This is a genomic window from Hydrogenophaga sp. 2FB, from assembly GCF_005503365.1.
Taxonomy (GTDB): domain Bacteria; phylum Pseudomonadota; class Gammaproteobacteria; order Burkholderiales; family Burkholderiaceae_C; genus Hydrogenophaga.
This window is the reverse complement of the sequence record NZ_SCML01000085.1, coordinates 1-17,625: the sequence shown is the minus strand read 5'-3', so window position 1 is coordinate 17,625 and position 17,625 is coordinate 1. Positions and strand designations below refer to the sequence as shown.

Here is a 17,625-nt window from a genome sequence, read left to right as displayed (position 1 = left end):
CCCCCACCTGGCCGTGCTCACCGCCGGCCCCATCCCGCCCGACCCGGTGGAACTGCTCATGGGCCCCAAGCTCGGCGAGCTGCTCGAGAAGGCGCAAGGCATGGGCTACCAGCAGGTGGTGATCGACGGCCCGCCGCTGCTCGGCATTGCCGATGCCCTCGTGCTGGGCAACCAGGTGCAGAACATCGTGTTCGCCATCAAGGCCGGCGCCACGCGCAAGGACGGCATCAAGGACGCGCTGCGCCGCCTGCGCAACGCCGGCCTGTCGCCCATCGGCGTGGTGCTCACGCACGCACGCAACGAGCACACCAGCGACTACGCCTACGCGGACTACTACGGTGACGGCTACGCCGACCGGCACACGCCGCACCCCTCGCAACAGCACCCGGCATCGCCCAACCCCACCAACACTCCGGTGTCGCTGCCCGGCAACCCGCGCATCGAGCCCACGCTGGACCCATCCTCCGCATGACGACCAGGGCGCCGCATGGGCGCAATCTGCTGCTCAAACTGCTCGATTTCGAGCGCTCGCCCGGCCGCTACCCCGTGGCCCTGCGCGAGCCGCGTCCGCTGTTCGATCACATCGACAGCGTGATGTTGATCGCCGCCGGGCGACCCGTGGAAGGCTTGCGCGTGGCACCGGCCAACGAACACGAGCTGAACCGTGCGGCGCGCTTCTTTGTGCGCACGGTGATGCTGCGCCCCGGCGCCGACCCGCTCACCCTGCTGGGCCTGAGCCCCGGTTTCGAGCCCGAGCAATTGCGCGAGCACTACCGCTTGATGATCCGCCTGACGCACCCGGACTTTGTCGCCCAGGGGGAGCGCTGGCCCGCGGACGCCGCCACGCGGATCAACCTGGCCAAGGACCTGCTCTCGGCGCCACGGAAGCCAACGGGCCACACCGCCGCGCCGCGGGCATCGGTGGATGCAGCGCCCGTGGCCATGGCCAGCGCGCCGATGCGCCCGCGGCCCTTGCTGCCCAAGCCCGCCACCGGGGCGCACGACGACACGGCGCGCGCGGGCGGCTGGTCCGTGCGCACCAAGCTGGCATGGATCGGCATGGGTGTCGCGCTGATGGCCGGCGTGCTCCTGCTCAGCGGCGCGAGAAGCACGGACGGTTTCCTGGACGTTCGCCCTGTGCCGCCCGCGCAAGACCTCGTCGCGCCGCCGCCGCGCGGCACGCCCGCATTGAGCCCGCGGGCGCCGCCTGGCGTTCCGCTGAAGGAAGAGGTGCACGAACCATGATCGATCTTCACTGCCACATCCTGCCGGGCATCGACGACGGGGCGAAGACGCTGGACGATGCGCTGGCGATGGCGCGCATCGCCGTGGACGACGGCATCCACACCCTGGCCTGCACGCCGCACATCTACCCCGGCATGTACATGAACGACGGCCCCGGCATCGCACAGGCGCGCGATCGCCTGCAGGCGGAACTCGACCGCCATGGCATTGCGTTGCAGCTGGTGGTGGGCGCGGACGTGCACCTGGTGCCGGGCCTGGTCGCTGGGCTCCAGAGCGGGCGCGTGCCCACGCTGAACGGCTCGCGCTACTTCCTGCTGGAGCCTTCGCACACCACGCCGCCGCCGCGCCTGGAGGCTTCGGTCTTTCACCTCATCGCCGCGGGCTACACGCCCATCATCACGCACCCGGAGCGGTTGACCTGGGTGGAGGACCACTACCCGGTGTTCCTGCGGCTGATCGCGCAAGGCGCCTGGATGCAGGTGACGGCGGCGGCACTGACAGGCGTCTTCGGCAAACGCGCCCGCTACTGGGGCGAGCGTTTCATTGGCGACGGCCACACCCACCTGTTGGCCACCGACGCGCACTCCACCGGCCGGCGCCTGCCGCGGCTGACCGAGGGGCTTGAAGTGGCGCGCCGCCTGGTGGGCGAGGGAGAGGCCAGCCGTCTGGTGGTCGAACGGCCGACGGCGGTGTTGCACAACCTGCCACCGCAAGGCTTCGAGCTGACCCACAAGGAAGTGGGGCGACCTTCGATGATCAGCCGATGGCTTTCGAAACGGCGTTCACCGCCTTGACCTTGAGACAGCGAGTCACCTTTTCTTGAGGTCCTGGAGCGACTGCTTTTGAGAAGTTCAAACGACTGCTGCGGGCCGAGGCTGTGTGAAGCCATACTTGCGCGAGACGCCCGCCATGATGAGTGGCACGTCCAAGGGCGGCATCCTCAAGCCTTCACTTCGACCACCTGTTCGAAGCCGCCGAAGATCATGCGTTTGCCGTCGAAAGGCATGGGCAGGTTGCCGGGTGTGGCCGGATCCATGCGGGGGTCTTCCATCATCTTTTTCATGGCCGCGTCGCGTGTGGCCTTGTCCGGCCATTCGACCCACGAAAAGGCCACCGTCTCCTCGGCCGTCGCCTGCACGGCGCGGCGGAAATCGGTGACTTTGCCGTCGGGGACGTCGTCGCCCCAACCCTCGATCACACGGAGGGCGCCCAGCTCGATGAACATGGGGTCGAACTGGCGCGCGTGCTCAACGAACTTCTGCTTGTTGGCGGTGGGGACCGCGATCACAAAACCATCGATGTATGACATGTCTGCACTCCTGTTGGTTGACCGGTCAGCGCGCCAGCCTGTGGGCGCCTCATATGCCATCGACGAACGACAGGAAGACAAATCGACATGGCTGGGTCGGCCGCCGCTGCGCCCTCAGCATAGACCACTTGACCCCGCAGGTCGCGCCGGAGCAACCCGAGCAATGGCCTTTTAGCAATGCCCGCTTCTGGCCGAGCGTAATCGCTATTGTTTCGGCGGAAACCGACGCTGCGGAACTGCAGTTCTCATTGACTTGCGATGCACCGATTTCACGGCTCGGTCTATCAGCCAGAAAATTCCAAGACCGGCGGCGAAGGCTGCAACTCCTGCGGCCCAGCCGAAGTGCAGTCCGAATGCGATGGCGGTGCCGCTGACAAAGAAGAGTATCCATGTTGCGTCCCACAGGGTCTCAACCAACGAGCTTCTTCGCACTTCATCCTCCTCAATGCAGAGGGCGGATTCTGGCCGAGGAACGCCCATGGAACCATCAGGCGCAACGACTTTGACCGCCAACTGCGGCACGCCTCAACGCGGCCTCAACGCGGCCACAACACCCACAGCTGCAGCGGCTGCTTGAGCGCGGCGGCCGTGGTGTAGGCCTCGTCGGTCCACGCGCCCCAACCCGTGAACAGGTCGGCGCGCACCGCGCCGACGATGGCGCCGCCGGTGTCCTGTGCCATCACGAGGCGCTGGGTGTTCAGCGTCGGGCCCTGTGAGGCCAGCCAGACCGGCGTGCCATAGGGAATGCTTTGTGGATCGACCGCGATCGAACGCCCCGGCGTGAGGGGCACGTTCTGCGCCCCGCGCGGGCCAAAGCGTGCATCGAGTTCGGACAAGGCCTCTTCGCGGAAAAACACCGTGCGCGGGTTGCTCCACAGCATGTCGTTGAGGCGTTGCGGGTTCTGGATGGCCCAGGCCTTGATGGCCGACCAGGAGGCTTCGTTGATGGCGCGCTGGTCGAGCAACCAACGGCCCACGCTCTGGTACGGATGGCCGTTGTGCGCCGCGTACGCCACACGCACCTGGCGCGCGCGCCCGTCGGCCTCGACGATGTTGAGGCGGCCCGAGCCCTGGATCTGCAGGATCAGCGCGTCGATCGGGTCGGCCAGCCAGGCGATGGCGCGGCCCTGCAGCGCGGCCTGCGCGGCGGGCAGGGTGTCGATCTCCTGGCGGCTGTACCAGGTCTGGCCCGCGCGCAGGCCGGTAGGCGGCGCGAACAGCGGCACGCGGTAGGTGGCGTTGGGCACGCGGCTGGCGGCCATGATGGGTTCGTAGTAGCCGGTCAGCAACCCGGGCGGCGGGTTGCCGTCGGGCTCGGTCACGCGGTAGGGCTGGAAGCGGCGCATCACCCAGGTCTGCTGTTCGGCGGGCGTCGCAATGGACAGCTGCCGCACCTCGGCGCACAAGCCCGCATGCCCGGCCACCGGCCGTTCGCAGCCGCGCACCCAGGCGTTCCACACCTCGTGCAGGCTGTCCTGGCCCCAACCGGGCAGCTCGCTCCAGCGCGCCGGCATCCACAGGCTTTTGCCGCGCGCGATGACCGGCGGCAGAGGCCCGGCATCGTCGGGTGTGCTCAGCACCGGGGGCGTGCTCGGCATTGTGGCGGAGGGGCCGGGCGGGTAGGACCGCGGCGCGACCGAGCACGCGGCGAGGCTTCCTACAATCAGGGCGCTGGCCACCCAGCGCAGCGCACCCGCCAGGCCACGGCCCTCACCCCTCACCATCGAACCCTCGTTCCTGTCCATGACTCTCTTGTTGCTTGAAGCGCTCGGCGCGCTGGTGTTGTTGGTGTTCATCGTGTGGTGGACCATGTTTTCGGGGCGCAAGAAGGGCGAGTTGCCCGACGCGGCACCCAGCGAGAAGGACGGCGACAGCGCGTCGCCGCCCAAGCGCGACTGAGGCCACAGGCGCGCCACCGTCATGGCGCGCGCAACACGTTGGCCAGTTCCACCGCGGACTTCACGCCCATCTTGTCGAACACGCGCGAGCGGTGCACTTCCACCGTGCGTACGCTGATGTTGAGCTGGTCGGCCACCAGCTTGTTGGGCAGGCCGGCGACCACGAGGTCCATCACGTCGCGCTCGCGATCGGTCAGGCCGTTGAGCCGCTGCTGCAGTTCGCGCCGCGCGCGCTGCTGGGCCTGCACCTGCGCGGAACGGTCCAGCGCCTGCTCGACGCGATCGACCAGCGCGTTGTCGGAAAAAGGCTTCTCGCAAAAATCGAAGGCGCCGCGCTTCACCGCATCGACCGCGGTGGCCACATCGGCATGGCCGGAGAGGAAGATCACCGGCATCGCGGCCTGCCAGGGCAGCGCGAGCAGCCGCTCGAACAGGGCCAGCCCGCTCATCTCGGGCATGCGCACGTCCAGCAGAACACAGCAGGGCGCTTCGGGCGCTTCGGCCCACACCACCGCCTGGGACTCGAAAGCCTCGGCGCTGGCATAGCCTTCGCTGAGCAAGCGCCGCGTGCGCAACAGCCAGGCCAGCGCCTCGCGCACGCCCGCGTCGTCGTCGATCAGGTAGACCTTGGCGTCCGGGTACTGGGTCATGAACGGATGATAGTGGAGGGGTCGGCGCCCGGCAGCGTGAAGCGGAACACCGTGCCGCGCGGGCAGGCCGGCTCGTGCGTGAGCGCGCCACCGTGTTGTTCGATGACGCTGCGGCACAGGCTCAGGCCCAGGCCCATGCCTTCGGGGCGGGTGGTGAAGAAGGGCGTGAAGAGTTTCTCCGCCACCTCGGGGCTCAGGCCCTGGCCATGGTCGGTGATGGCGAAGGACACCCAGATCTTGCGCGCCCGTCCGCCGGAGGTTTCGCCCGAATGCAGGCGCAGCTGCCCCACTTCGATGCGCAGCAGGCGCATGCCGGAGTGGGCGGGCGGGTCGCCCTGCGGCATGGCCTGCACGCCGTTGCGCGCGAGGTTCAGCAAGACCTGCTCGACCATGGTGCGGTCGCACAGCACCGGCGGGCAGCCGGGTTCGATGTGGATCTGCAGGCGGATGCCGTGCTTGTTCAACAGCAGGCTGAGCAGGGGCTGGATGGCGTCGACCAGGCTTTGCGGCGTGACCGCCTCGCGCACCCGCTCGCGCCGCCGCACGAAGTCGGCCACGCTCTTGATCACGCGACCGGCGCGCTCGGCCTGCTCGGCAATGCGCCGCATGGCCTGCGCCAGTTCGGCATGCAGGGGGTCGCTGGGCGTGGGTTGTTCCAGCAGGTTGAGGGTGCCGCTGGCGTAGCTGGCGATCGCGGCCAGGGGCTGGTTGAGTTCATGGCTCAGCAGCGAGGCCATCTCGCCCACGGTGGTGAGGCGGGCCGTGGCCTGCAGGCGTTCGCGCGATGCGCGGTTGAGTTCTTCCACGCGGCGCTGTTCGGTCAGGTCGATGATGGCGCCCATGAAGCCGGTCTGCTGGCCTTGCGCGTCGATCAGCGGGGCTTCGATGATGAGCACCGGGAAGCGTGTGCCGTCGGGGCGGGTGAACACCGACTCGTGGCCTTCGCGCGGCATGGTCTTGCCGGCCAGGCGCACCTGTTGCCGATGCTGGTATTCGTCGACCAGTTCGGGTGGCCACCACGGCGCGGGCAGGCCGGTGCCCACGAGTTGCTCGACGCTCAGGCCCACCATCTCGCAGAAGGCCGGGTTCACATAGGTGATGCGGCCGTCCATGTCGCGCGCGCGCAAGCCGGTGACCAGCGAGTCTTCCATGGCCTTGCGAAAGGCCAGCGCCCGGCCCACCTCGAGTTCGGCGCGCTGACGGCGGCGGATGTCGCGCCCCAGCAGGTACAGCACCGACAGCAGCGCCAGCGAGAGCGCCCCCACCATCGCGGTGAGCACGTTGGGAAAGAGGCCGCGCACCTGCCGCAGGCTCTGCAACTGCAGCATCAAGGTATAGCCCGGCAAGTCGAGCACCGCGCGCGCGGTGACGTTGCGACGCGATCCGGACAAGGTGCTGAGCATCGCCAGGCGCGTGCCATCGGCGTCGCTGAACCCCAGGCCGCGGCCGCGCAGCATTTCCTTGTTGACCAGCTCGGCCAGCATGCCGGGCAGGGAGTAGGTGGCCACCAGAAAACCGGCGGGCTTGCCCTCGCTGGCGACCGGCAGGCACATCTCGATCATTTCAATGCCGCGGCCACTGCTCAGCGGCCAGAAGTAGCTGCTGGAGTAGGCCGGCCCGGACTGGCGCAGCGCGTTGTCGCAGGCGATCTTCATCTCGGGCAGCGCCTGCGAGCGGTCAAAGTAGCTCATCAGGTCGGGGATGTAGAGGCTGTCGCGGTGGGCGATCAGGCGCCGCGCGTTGTCGCGCCACTCCAGGCGCACGATTTCGCGGCGCTGGGCCAGAAACTCGGCCGCCGGGGCGCTCCAGGCGTCCACCGATGGCGCCACGCTGTGCAGCGATTGCAGCGTTTGCACGTTGTGCAACAGGTTGCTGCGGATGTCGTTGGCGACGGTTTCGGCGTCCTGTTCCAGCGCGGCTTGATCGCGCGTTTCTTCGTACTCGGACGCCAGAAACACGAGCACCACCAGCATCACCACCACGAGCAGGATCAGCATGGCCCACAGGCGCCATCGGCTGGAACGCAAACGCTGGCGCCACGCGCTGCGCACGGGCGAGCCTTCCATACCTCAGAGGCGGCGGTGCTGCAACGAAGGCAGTTGTTCGCGCACGCGCAGCAGGCGCTCGACGTCGAGGTCGGCCAGCACCACGCCGGGGCCTTCGGCCTGCAGCGCCATCACCTCGCCCCAGGGATCGATCACCATGGTGTGGCCCCAGGTGCGGCGGCCGTTCTCGTGCACGCCGCCCTGGGCGCTGGCGATCACGAAGGCCTGGTTCTCGATGGCGCGGGCGCGCAACAGCACTTCCCAGTGCGAGCGGCCGGTGGTGTACGTGAAGGCCGAGGGCACGAGCAGGATGTCGGCCGCGAGCATGCGGTAGAGCTCGCCAAAGCGCAGGTCGTAGCAGACGCTCTGGCCGATGCGCCAGTCGTGCCCGCTGCGGTCGCGGCATTCGAACACGGTGGGCGTGTCGCCGGCCACCAGCACGCTGGCCTCGTCGTAGTGCTCGGTGCCGTTGTCGTAGCGGAACAGGTGGATCTTGTCGTAGCGGCTGGCGCTTTCGCCGCGCGGGTTGTAGACCACCGAGGCATTGGCCGCGTGGGTGGGGTCGTCGGTGGCCATGGGCAGGGTGCCGCCGACCACCCACATCTTGAGGTCGCGCGCGGCGTCGGAGAGGAAGTCCTGCACCATGCCCAGGCCGGGCGTTTCGGCGAGCACCAGCTTGTCTTCGTCGCGCGCGCCCATGAAGCAGAAGTACTCGGGCAGCACCGCGAGCTCGGCCCCGCTGGCGGCGGCCTGGCGCAGCAGGCGCAGGGCCTCGCTGAGGTTGGCATCCAGACTGATGCCGGAGACCATCTGGATGGCGGCGACTTTCATGGCGGGTCCTTGTGTTCGATGCGGCGGTGTAAGGGGTGTCAGCTTACTGCAGCACGGGCGCGGGGTCGCGCGGCGCGGCGGAGACCGGCGTCGGCGTGACCCGCTCGATCTTGTCGACCTGCGGGTCGGCCCAGCTGCCGGTGATGCGGAACTGCTGCGTCGCGGCCGACTGCAAGGGCTGGCGCAGCAGGTATTGGGCCAGGAAGGTGCCCAGGCCGATGGCGGGGTTGATGGCGGAGGCGATCAGCGAGGCGGTGCCGGCGTTGATCTCGGGCACCACCACCACTTTCAGGTCCTGCCGCTCGCGCGCGATGTCGGCGCTGCCTTCCATCAACACGGCCGCGTTCACGCCCTTCATCTGCAGGTTGTTGGTGTGCAGCACGCCCTGCTCGATGCGCGCATCGCCGCGCACGAAGTCAAAGGCAAAACCTTCGGAGAACACGTCGCGGAAATCGAGCACCAGCCGCCGTGGCAGGGCCTGCAGGCTGAGCACGCCGAGCAGGCGGCCGGCGCCGGGGTCGGCCTTGAGGAACTGGCCGCGCTCGAGGTCGGCGTGGATCTGGCCGCCGAGGCTGGCGTAGTCCAGCGCCAGGGGCGAGCCCGCCCAGCCGATCTGGCCTTCCAGCCGGCCCTTGCCGCCACGCACCAGGCCGCCGCGCCCGAAGCGGGTGAGCAGTTGCCCGGAGTCGTCGATGTCCAGGCGGAAGTTCAACGCGGTGCGGCGCGCGCCCGACCCCTGCGCGGCCCAGTTGCCGGTGGCACTGAGGCGGGCCTCGGGCACGCCCACGCGCAGCTTGGTCAGGCGCCATTCGCTGCCCCGCAGCGGCGCGCCCTGGTTGGCCGCCTCGACTTCGACGCGGCCCAGGTTGCGCCCGGCCAGCACCAGCTCGTCCACCGCGATGTCGAGCGACGGCACGCTCGTGGGCTGCTCGAGCAACTGCTCCACGTCCGAGGCGGCCGAGCGCTCCAGGCGCAAGCGGGCCAGGCGCGCGTGCACATGGCCGGCCGTGCCCGCACCGGCCTGGCGCACCTCGACATACCCATTGAGTTCGTCGGCATCGATGTTGGCGCGCCACTGCGCACCCTCGCGCGAGCCGCCCAGCACCACGCGGTGGAAACTGCGCCCGCCGACGGTGACGCGGTCCGCGCGCAGCGCGATGGCGGTGGGCAGGTAGGCCAGGGCGGTGTTGAGGTCCGCGGCCACGGGGCCGGCGCGCGGCAGGGCCGCGGCGCCCGCGTCCACCCCGGTGGCGTTCTCCAGGGCGCGCTCCCAGGCATCGACATCGAGTTGACCGAGCTGCACGTGGGCCGCCACGCCCGTGGCGGGCAGCGGCGTGCTGTCACCGCCGCTCACGCCCGCGGTGATGGCGCCGCGCAGCACGCGCGGCTCGGCGGCGCCGAGGTCGCGCTCGTAGTGCAAGGATGCCACCGGCGCCAGGGACGAGCCGATCTGGACCGCGAGCCGGTCGGTGCGCGCGCGCTCATCGGCCACGGTGAGCACCGTGTTCTCGACGCGCAGCGGCAGGCTGGTCTCGGCCGGCTTGTTGAGCGGCGCGGGCAGGTTCAAGGCCATGCCCTGCAGGTTGCTCACCACCTGCAGCTCGGGCACGCCGGCGCGAAAACCCAGCTGCGCGGTGTAGGCCGCGCTGCCGCTGGCGTTCTGGAACAGGCGCGAGACGAAGCCCAGGCCGGCGTCGCGCAGGCCTTCGGCCGTGGCGCTTCCCTGGCCGCGGAACTGCGTGCGCGCCACGCCTTGCGCATCGCGCGCCAGGCCACCTTCGAAGCGCAGGTCGCCGCCGTAGAGGCGCGCTTGCGCGGCCTTGACCGAAAACCCGGTGTCGCCGAAGGCCAGCGTGCCGGTGGCGCGCGCGAGCAGGGGCGAGTCGGGGGTGACCTGCAGGTCGTTGCCGTCGAGCTGCACGCTGCCCTGGACCTTCGTGGCATGGGTGTTGGACAGCGGCATCTGCATGCCAAAGGCGACCTGCGTGTTGCCGCCGATGCGCGCGCGCGCCAGCGCCTCGCCGGTGAGAGCGTTGAGCGGAGAGCGCTGCACGAAACCCAGCACTTCATTGGCCGGGCCCTGCGCGCGCGCGTCCACGCCCAACACGGCCTCGTGCCCGAGGTGGTCCACGTTCACCCGCCCCTGGGTCAGGCGCACGCCGGGCGCGTTGGCCACGCCGCCTTCGAGCTGGCTGAGCTTGAGCGAGGCGCTCTCGAGCACGAGCTGGCCGTTGATGCCGCGCAGCCCGGGCCAACTGGCCTCGCCGGCGTGCTGCAGGTAGGTCGGCAGGTAGTCGAAGTCGACGTTGCGCAAGGGCGCGGTGATGCGGAATTCGCCCTTGTCGCCCGGCCGGTCGAAGGGCACGTGGTCCAGCTCGCCCTGCACCCGGAAGCCGACCTGGTTGGAGCTGCCGCCGCGCACCGCCTCGCGCACGTAGCGCCGCGCATCCGCGTGGATGCTCAGCGGCAGGTAGCGGTGCACGCGCGTGGCGTCGGCGCGGGTGAGCGTGGCCGTGAGGTCGAGCACACCGGGAAAGCGCGATGCCTGGGCGCCGGCGGGCAGGTCGCTGGTGTGCCAGCGCACCTGGGCGGTGCCCTGGGCGTCGGCGTTGCTCAGGCGCACGTTGTTCAACTCGGCTTCGATGCGCTCGCCCTTCACGCGCCAGACGGCGTCGGCCTCCAGGCTGTCGACGGACACGCTCGGGTCTTCGAAGATGTCGGGCAGTTCCACCGTGCCCTTGGCCACGCGGATATGCGCCTTGCCTCCGTCCTGGTTGACGTCGAAATCCACCGTGGCGTTGGAGATGCCGGGGCGCCCGGGCAGGGGAAAGCGCCCGCTGATGGACATGCGGCCGCTGGGCTCGCCGGCCAGCGAAAGCCCGCTGGCGCGGCCCTTGGCCTGGTAGGTCTGCAAGTTCCAGTCGGCCGACGGCGCGCCGTCGGCCTTGTTCTGCCAGCGCGCCGAGAAACCGTCGACCCGGCCCACGGGCTGCAGTTGCGCCAGCCGCCGGTGGACCTCGGGCGGCAGCGGCAGGCGGCTGGCGATGGCCGCGAGCGCGCCCAGCTCCAGCTGTGCGGCGCTGAGTTCGGTGCTGGCCCCCCGCGCCCGTGTGGCCGCGATGTGTTGCACCCGCAGCTGGCTGCTGGGCCAGTCCACGCCTTCGCGGGTGCGAAAGCGCAGGTCTTCGGTGGAGGCGGTGAAGCCGGCGTCGGACCATTGCGCGGCCAGGCGGCCTTGCAATTCATCGATCGCCAGGGCCGGCAGATCGCGCCCGAGTTGCGTGTCCACATCGCTCAGCGCCAGATCGGCCGTGACGCCGGCGACCGCGCCGTCGGCCACGTCGGCCCAGGCACGCACCGCGCCCTGGCCGGCGCGCACGTCCACGCCCCAGGTCGACAGGTCGGCGTGGGCGCGCAGGCGCGCCACGTCCACACGGGTGAAATCGGCGTAGAGCTCGCCGTCCCAGTTGTGCCAGGGCTGCTGGTGGGGGGCACGTTGGCCGAGTTCGATCAGGGGTTCGCGCAGGCGCCCCCGCAGACTCGCGCGCTCGCCCCACTCGGGCGGCGGCGTGGCGTCGAGCCGGAACTGGTGCGTGCGCGCGGTGTTGCGCACCACAAACGCCAGGTCGTGCAGCGCCAGTACGGGCTGGGCGCGTTGCTCGTCCGTCCAGCGCACGGTGCCGTCGGTGATGACGAATTCGCGCAAGGAGAAAAACCAGTCGGCGGCGCCACCGTCGCCATCGCCCGGCCCCGCGATATCAAGCCCGGCCACTTCAATGCGGCCCTGCGCGGTGCGCCGCACGTCGAGCACCGGCTGGTGAACCACGACCTGCTCGAAGTTGCGGTGCCAGAGCGAACGCACCGACACCGCCGTGCGCACCAGCGGCAGGTGCAGCGCCACGCGGCCTTGCGGGTCGAACAGCCGCACGTCGCGCAACTCGAAGGAAGGCATGAGAGCGGGCAGCCAACGCCGCCCATCGTCGGTGTTGCTGGCGCGGATGTCACCCACCCGAACCGGTGTCCCTACAGCCTGGCTGGCCCACCTTTCCAGCTCCGGACGCCATTCACCGATTCGCGGCACAATCCACCAATTCAACGCGCCCCAGGTCAGCACGAAGAGGCCCCAAGCCAGGAACACGAGCCACAAGCAAAGTCGGGCTGCCACCGAAAGTGTCTTGAGGGTTCGCGTGGCAGGGGCGATGGGAGCCGGGCTTTGATTCATGTCCACCGCAAATTATGACGGCCAGCCACTTCACAGGTTCCACAGCGGAAGAACCCGTTTTGTCATCAAATGTGACCCCCTGTGCCACCCTGTCGGCGAAGGATCGCCAGGCCGATCACTCGCGCTTCGTGCAACGCGTGCGGCGCCGCTACAGCGCTGAATTCCCTTGTCTCCCCGCCGGTGAACCGGTGCTCGCCAGCATGCGGGCCTGCCTGGCCACCTTGCGCGAGCGCGGCCTGCCCGTGCCGGCCGCGCTGCGCGTGCTGCGCCAGCTGGTGCTCGAACGCCTGGTGGTTCTCGACGGCGAGCAGGGCGCGTCGCTGGCCGCGGTCACGCGCGCGGTCACCGAGCTGGCCGAACTGGCGCTGGACGAAGCCTGCGCACTGGCCCGCGCCGACCTGGACGACCTGCACGGCGCGCCGCAATTCGACACGCCCCAAGGCGAGAAACAGCGCGCGCAGCTGTGGGTGATCGGCATGGGCAAGCTGGGTGCGCGCGAGCTCAATGTGTCGAGCGACATCGACCTGATCTACGTCTACGACCAGGACGGCGAGACCGCCGGCAACGCGCAAGGCCGCAACCGCATCAGCAACCACGAGTACTTCGGCAAGGCCGTCAAGCACATCTACAACACGGTGGGCGAGACCACCGAGCACGGCAATGTGTTCCGCGTGGACCTGGCGCTGCGGCCCAACGGCAACTCCGGCCCGAGCGCGGTGTCGCTCGGCGCGCTCGAGGAATACTTCCTGGTGCAGGGCCGCGAGTGGGAGCGTTTCGCCTGGCTCAAGAGCCGCGTGATCGCGCCCGCCGCCTGCATCCAGGACCGCAGCGCCAGCGCGCTGCGCGGCACGGTACTGCCCTTTGTGTTCCGCCGCTACCTCGACTACAGCGTGTTCGACGCCTTGCGCACGCTGCACCGGCAGATTCGCGAGCACGCGTCCAAACGCGCGGCGGGCAACCCCGGCCGCTCGAACGACGTGAAGCTCTCGCGCGGCGGCATCCGCGAAATCGAATTCACCGTGCAGTTGCTGCAGGTGGTGCGCGGCGGCCAGTTCCCCGAGCTGCGCACCCGGCCCACGCTGGACGCGCTGCAGCGCCTGTGCAAGGCCGGCCTGATGCCGCCCGCCACGGCTGCCGCGCTGGCAGAGGCCTACACCTTCCTGCGCCGGGTCGAGCACCGCATCCAGTACCTGGACGACCAGCAGACCCACGTGCTGCCCACGCGCGACGACGACCTGGCCTGGCTCGCCGCCACGCTGGACTACCCCGACGTGTGCGCGTTCCTGTGTGCGCTGGACACGCACCGCGAACTCGTGGCGCAGGAGTTCGACATCCTGCTCGGCGGTTCCACGAATGGCGGCTGCAATGGCAAGGGTTGCAACGGCAAGAAGGGTGCGAACGGGCGCAGCGCGGCCGATGAACTGGAGAGCGTGCTGGACCAGTTGCCCGAGGCCTTCGCGGCGCGGGTGGGCCAGTGGCGCGAACACCCGCGCGTGCTCGCGCTGCGCGAAGACACGCGCGCGCGCCTGGTGCGGCTGGTGCAGCGCACCGGCGCCTGGCTCGACGAAGGCCGCGTGAGCGAAGAAGCGGCGCTGCGCATGGCCGACTGGGTCGAGCCGCTGCTGCGCCGCGAAAGCTACCTCGCGCTGCTGCAGGAACGGCCTTCGGTGCACGAGCGCCTGCTGCGCCTGCTCGGCGCGGCCAAGTGGCCCGCGCGCTACCTCATCAAGCACCCCGGCGTGATCGATGAGCTCGCCAGCCAGCAACTGCTCACCGACCGTTTCGATGCCGCGCAGTTCGAAGGCGAGCTCGAGGCACGGCGCGCCGCGCTGCAATCCACCGGCGAGGACGACGAAGAAGCGCTGCTCAACCTGTTGCGCCGCGCGCACCACGCCGAGGTGTTCCGCACGCTGGCGCGCGACCTGGAGAAAGTGCTCACCGTCGAACAGGTGGCCGACGACCTCTCCGCCCTGGCCGACGCGGTGTTGCGCACCACCGCGCGCTGGTGCTGGGTGCGCCTGAAGAACCGCCACCGCGACGAACCGAGCTTCGCCATCATTGGCTACGGCAAGCTCGGCGGCAAGGAACTCGGCTACGGCAGCGACCTCGACATCGTGTTCGTCTACGAGGACGAACACGAGAACGCCTCCGAGGTGTACGCCGCCTTCGTGCGCAAGATGATCAACTGGCTCACGGTGAAAACCGGCGAGGGCGATCTGTTCGAGATCGACACCGCGCTGCGGCCCAACGGCAACTCGGGCTTGCTCGTCACCAGCTTCACCGCGTATGCCAACTACCAGCAGCAGCGCGGCAGCAACACGGCATGGACCTGGGAGCACCAGGCCATGACGCGCGCGCGCTTCGTGTTGGGCGAGGCGGCGCTGTCGGACAAGTTCGACGCCGTGCGCGAAAACGTGATCACCGCCGAACGCGACCCCACCTCGCTGGCGGCAGAAATCGTCGCCATGCGCGCCAAGGTGCGCGCGGCGCACCCGGTGCGCGGCACGCAGTTCGACGTCAAGCACAGCCCCGGCGGCATGGTCGACGTGGAGTTCGCCGTGCAGTACCTGGTGCTGCTGCACTCGCGCGCCCACCCCGAGCTGCGCGCCAACACCGGCAACATCAACCTGCTGCGCCGCGCCGAAGACGCGGGCCTGCTCGAACCCGGGATGGGCGAGGCGGCAGGACGGGCCTACCGCGAGCTGCGCCAGATCCAGCACCGCGCGCGGCTGGACGAGGCGCCCACGCAAGTCGACGCCGAGCAGGTGCAAGAAGCCTCCCGCGCCGTGCTTGCGCTGTGGCAGCACGTGCTGGGGCGCGCCACGTCGCCGGCGTGAACGCCCAGGCGCCTTCGCGCGGCTGGTGGTGGCTGTGCGCCTTGCATGGCGCCGCGAGCCTGCTGATGTGGTGGGGCGGCCAGAACGCCAGCAGCGGCTTCGTGTGGCACGCGAACGACTGGACCCGACAACCCTGGACGCTGTGGACCAGCGCCTGGGTGCACCTGAGCACACCGCACCTCATCGGCAACCTGCTCGCCCTGGGTGGTGTGGCCGCCGCTGGCTGGGTGCTGCGCCCCGACGCGCGCTGCACCATGGCCTGGCTGCTGGCCTGGCCGCTCACCCAGGTCTCGCTGCTGCTGTGGCCGCCCGTGCACCACGCCGCCGGCCTTTCGGGACTGCTGCACGCGGGCACGTTGCTGCTGGCCGTGCAACTCGCGCTGGGAACCGCGCCGGTGCACGGCGCGCGCCTCTGGGGCGTGCTGCTGATGGCGGGCGCGCTGACCAAAGTGGTGCTCGAACGCGGCTGGTCGCAGCCCCTGGTGTGGCAGGCCGACACCGGCATTCAGGTGGTGCAGGCGGCCCACCTCACGGGCGCGTTCTGGGGTGTGCTGCTAGGACTGGGCGTGGCCGTGTGGCAACGCGCGGGCACAAAAAAGCCCGCCGAAGCGGGCCTCTGATCACACCTTGAAACTCAGGCCACCGTCGGTGCCGGGGCCGCGGGCGTGATCGACTTGCGGAAGCGGTTGAGCTCCTGCACGGTCTTGAAGCTTTGCTCCATGAGCAGGCTCAGGTTGTGCAGGATGCGATCGACCACGCGCGTTTCCCACACCGCGTCGAAGTTGATCTGCTTGTCCAGCCAATGCTCCAGCCACGCCGGGTCGGGCAGGCGGCTCTGGATCGTGTCCTTGGGGAACAGGTCCTTGTTGACGTGCAGGTTGGTCGGGTGCAGCGCCTGCGCGGTGCGCCGCGCGCTGGCCATGAGCACGCCGACCTTGGCAAACGCCGAACGCGCTTCGTCGCCGAACTTGCCGATGGCGCGCTTCATGTAGCGCAGGTAGGCGCCGCCATGACGGGCTTCGTCCTGGCTGAGGGTGCTGTAGATCTGCTTGATCACCGGCTCGGTGTGCCATTCGCTGGCGCGGCGGTACCAGTGGTTCAGGCGGATCTCGCCGCAGAAATGCAGCATCAGCGTCTCCAGCGGTGGGGCCGGGTCGAATTCGAAACGGATGTCGTGCAGCTCCTGCTCGGTCGGCACCAGCTCGGGGCGGAAGCGGCGCAGGTATTCCATCAGCACCAGCGAGTGCTTCTGCTCTTCAAAGAACCAGATCGACATGAAGGCCGAGAAATCGGAGTCGTCGCGGTTGTCGCGCAGGAACATCTCGGTGGCCGGCAGCGCCGCCCACTCGGTGATGGCATTCATCTTGATGGTCTGGGCCTGTTCATCGGTCAACGCGCTGGCGTCGAACTTGTCCCAGGGGATGTCCTTGTCCATGTCCCAACGCACGGATTCGAGTTGTTTGAAGAGTTCAGGGTAGAGCATGGTGGTCTTTCTTAACGCGGACATTCTATTCGGCGGCCCTTCCAGGCACATGACAGCCCGTCCCAGCGTTCGGGGCTGGCCCTTTTGAGAAGTTCCGTCCGCGCGGTGAATCCACTTGAGCGCCGACAACGTATGGCTTTGCAAGAAGGCCTTGAGTTCGCGGCGCGCGCATGATGGAATGATTTTCTTCCCCTTGGAGCTGGCAACATGAAACACCGTCCCGTCTTCCATCTGGCCCTGGCGAGCTGGCTGGCCATCGCCACGCTGCAAGCGCATGCCCAGACCCCACCGACGCCCGCCAATGCAGCCTGCCCCGCACTGCTGCAGCAGCGCTTCGACCGCCTGCAGGACGAGAAGCCCCAGTCCCTGTGCCAGTACAGCGGCAAGGTGGTGCTGGTGGTGAACACCGCGAGCTTCTGCGGCTTCACCAAACAGTACGAAGGCCTGGAGGCGCTGCACGCCAAATACCAGTCGCGGGGTCTGGTGGTGCTGGGTTTCCCAAGCAACGACTTCAGCCAGGAAACCGGCAGCAACCAGGCGATCGCCGAGTTTTGCGAGAACACCTTCGGCGTGAAATTTCCGATGTTCACCAAGTCGGTGGTGGTCGGACGGGATGCCAACCCGCTGTTCAAACAGCTCGCCGAACGCACGGGCGAGCGGCCTCGCTGGAACTTCCACAAATACCTGATCGGACGCGACGGCCAGACCGTGCACAGCTACCCCAGCGGCGTCGAGCCCAAAAACCCTGGCTTCGTGAAGGACATCGAAAAGCTCCTGTCGACCCCATCGTGAAATCACCGTCGCCACCCACAGCCCGATTTTTGATGTTTTCAGCCATGCATCCTCCCCGTATCCGGAACTTTTCGCGCCGCGCTGGCGTCGTAGAAAGCAGGCCAGCAAGCGCGCCGGCCACCGAATCTGTTTTTGCACTGCGAAGCCTTCCGGGTCTCCGTGATCCGGCTGCAATCCCGAGGCGCTTCTCTTCCTCCTCCCTCCCTCCCTTGTTCGTCTGGGGGCGCTTCGCAGTCCTTTGTATTCGCCGCCGCACCTCTTGGTGCGCGGACCAGCGGTTCTGAGGTCCGTCCATGTCCACGGACCTCCAACC

Annotated in this window: 14 protein-coding genes; 7 read left to right on the top strand and 7 right to left on the bottom strand. The window is 69.0% G+C overall.

The window, feature by feature from the left end; all coding sequences use genetic code 11:
* The 3 genes from FFS09_RS30805 to FFS09_RS29105 all read left to right on the top strand — a co-directional run.
* The coding region (locus FFS09_RS30805; protein WP_502703769.1) for a P-loop NTPase family protein at window positions 1–472 on the top strand (472 nt) is incomplete at its 5' end.
* Window positions 469–1,245 carry a J domain-containing protein gene (locus tag FFS09_RS29110; RefSeq protein ID WP_137922399.1) on the top strand — a complete coding sequence of 259 codons (777 nt, stop codon included), beginning with the start codon at window positions 469–471 and terminating at the stop codon, window positions 1,243–1,245. The genes FFS09_RS30805 and FFS09_RS29110, both read left to right, overlap by 4 nt.
* Window positions 1,242–2,039, top strand: coding sequence for a tyrosine-protein phosphatase (locus FFS09_RS29105; RefSeq protein WP_137922398.1), 798 nt, complete (start codon window positions 1,242–1,244; stop codon window positions 2,037–2,039). Before FFS09_RS29110 ends, FFS09_RS29105 begins: the two co-directional genes overlap by 4 nt.
* 146 nt (window positions 2,040–2,185) lie before the next feature.
* On the opposite strand, the gene FFS09_RS29100 is transcribed toward FFS09_RS29105, so the two are convergent.
* Together FFS09_RS29100 and mltA are read right to left on the bottom strand one after the other, a co-directional pair.
* Window positions 2,186–2,554 (bottom strand): DUF1428 domain-containing protein, encoded by a 369-nt coding sequence (locus FFS09_RS29100; protein WP_137922397.1) that lies wholly within the window; start codon window positions 2,552–2,554, stop codon window positions 2,186–2,188.
* A gap of 536 nt (window positions 2,555–3,090) precedes the next feature.
* Window positions 3,091–4,365, bottom strand: coding sequence for a murein transglycosylase A (mltA, locus tag FFS09_RS29095; RefSeq protein WP_137922396.1), 1,275 nt, complete (start codon window positions 4,363–4,365; stop codon window positions 3,091–3,093).
* Between mltA and FFS09_RS30800 the strand changes: the two genes are divergently transcribed.
* Window positions 4,298–4,453, top strand: a complete 156-nt coding sequence (locus tag FFS09_RS30800) for a hypothetical protein (protein ID WP_171020260.1) — start codon at window positions 4,298–4,300, stop codon at window positions 4,451–4,453. The genes mltA and FFS09_RS30800 overlap by 68 nt on opposite strands.
* 19 nt (window positions 4,454–4,472) lie before the next feature.
* Here the strand turns inward: FFS09_RS30800 and FFS09_RS29090 are convergent, their stop codons facing one another.
* Genes FFS09_RS29090 through FFS09_RS29075 form a run of 4 tightly spaced genes read right to left on the bottom strand, consistent with a single transcriptional unit; the run spans window position 4,473 to window position 12,200 of the window.
* Window positions 4,473–5,102, bottom strand: a complete 630-nt coding sequence (locus FFS09_RS29090) for a response regulator transcription factor (protein ID WP_137922395.1) — start codon at window positions 5,100–5,102, stop codon at window positions 4,473–4,475.
* Window positions 5,099–7,168 (bottom strand): two-component system sensor histidine kinase NtrB, encoded by a 2,070-nt coding sequence (locus tag FFS09_RS29085; protein ID WP_137922394.1) that lies wholly within the window; start codon window positions 7,166–7,168, stop codon window positions 5,099–5,101. Before FFS09_RS29085 ends, FFS09_RS29090 begins: the two co-directional genes overlap by 4 nt.
* Before the next feature lie 3 nt (window positions 7,169–7,171).
* Window positions 7,172–7,978, bottom strand: a complete 807-nt coding sequence (locus FFS09_RS29080) for a carbon-nitrogen hydrolase family protein (protein ID WP_137922393.1) — start codon at window positions 7,976–7,978, stop codon at window positions 7,172–7,174.
* Between the two features lie 43 nt (window positions 7,979–8,021).
* The gene (locus FFS09_RS29075) at window positions 8,022–12,200 is read right to left on the bottom strand and encodes a YhdP family protein (protein WP_137922392.1); all 4,179 of its coding nucleotides are present in this window, start codon (window positions 12,198–12,200) and stop codon (window positions 8,022–8,024) included.
* A 14-nt stretch (window positions 12,201–12,214) separates the two neighbouring features.
* On the opposite strand from FFS09_RS29075, the gene glnE reads away from it, so the two are divergent.
* Entirely contained in the window at window positions 12,215–15,037 is a 2,823-nt protein-coding gene (gene glnE / locus FFS09_RS29070; protein WP_137922391.1) for a bifunctional [glutamate--ammonia ligase]-adenylyl-L-tyrosine phosphorylase/[glutamate--ammonia-ligase] adenylyltransferase, read from the top strand.
* Complete coding sequence (locus FFS09_RS29065; protein ID WP_171020259.1) at window positions 15,034–15,657, top strand: rhomboid family intramembrane serine protease; 624 nt, start codon at window positions 15,034–15,036, stop codon at window positions 15,655–15,657. Before glnE ends, FFS09_RS29065 begins: the two co-directional genes overlap by 4 nt.
* Window positions 15,658–15,671: 14 nt before the next feature.
* Here the strand turns inward: FFS09_RS29065 and FFS09_RS29060 are convergent, their stop codons facing one another.
* The gene (locus tag FFS09_RS29060; protein ID WP_137922389.1) at window positions 15,672–16,520 is read right to left on the bottom strand and encodes a ferritin family protein; all 849 of its coding nucleotides are present in this window, start codon (window positions 16,518–16,520) and stop codon (window positions 15,672–15,674) included.
* A 207-nt stretch (window positions 16,521–16,727) separates the two neighbouring features.
* On the opposite strand from FFS09_RS29060, the gene FFS09_RS29055 reads away from it, so the two are divergent.
* A complete protein-coding gene (locus tag FFS09_RS29055; RefSeq protein WP_137922388.1) occupies window positions 16,728–17,312 on the top strand; it encodes a glutathione peroxidase in 585 nt (194 codons plus the stop codon).
* Window positions 17,313–17,625 lie beyond the last annotated feature (313 nt).

Bases quoted from the DNA above. Each gene is read 5' to 3' on its own strand.
- FFS09_RS29100 (WP_137922397.1), bottom strand. From the start codon at position 2,554: ATGTCATACATCGATGGTTTTGTGATCGCGGTCCCCACCGCCAACAAG.
- glnE (WP_137922391.1), top strand. From the start codon at position 12,215: ATGACGGCCAGCCACTTCACAGGTTCCACAGCGGAAGAACCCGTTTTG.
- mltA (WP_137922396.1), bottom strand. From the start codon at position 4,365: ATGGTCCACCACACGATGAACACCAACAACACCAGCGCGCCGAGCGCT.
- FFS09_RS29110 (WP_137922399.1), top strand. From the start codon at position 469: ATGACGACCAGGGCGCCGCATGGGCGCAATCTGCTGCTCAAACTGCTC.
- FFS09_RS29080 (WP_137922393.1), bottom strand. From the start codon at position 7,978: ATGAAAGTCGCCGCCATCCAGATGGTCTCCGGCATCAGTCTGGATGCC.
- FFS09_RS30800 (WP_171020260.1), top strand. From the start codon at position 4,298: ATGACTCTCTTGTTGCTTGAAGCGCTCGGCGCGCTGGTGTTGTTGGTG.
- FFS09_RS29055 (WP_137922388.1), top strand. From the start codon at position 16,728: ATGAAACACCGTCCCGTCTTCCATCTGGCCCTGGCGAGCTGGCTGGCC.
- FFS09_RS29085 (WP_137922394.1), bottom strand. From the start codon at position 7,168: ATGGAAGGCTCGCCCGTGCGCAGCGCGTGGCGCCAGCGTTTGCGTTCC.
- FFS09_RS29060 (WP_137922389.1), bottom strand. From the start codon at position 16,520: ATGCTCTACCCTGAACTCTTCAAACAACTCGAATCCGTGCGTTGGGAC.
- FFS09_RS29075 (WP_137922392.1), bottom strand. From the start codon at position 12,200: ATGAATCAAAGCCCGGCTCCCATCGCCCCTGCCACGCGAACCCTCAAG.
- FFS09_RS29105 (WP_137922398.1), top strand. From the start codon at position 1,242: ATGATCGATCTTCACTGCCACATCCTGCCGGGCATCGACGACGGGGCG.
- FFS09_RS29090 (WP_137922395.1), bottom strand. From the start codon at position 5,102: ATGACCCAGTACCCGGACGCCAAGGTCTACCTGATCGACGACGACGCG.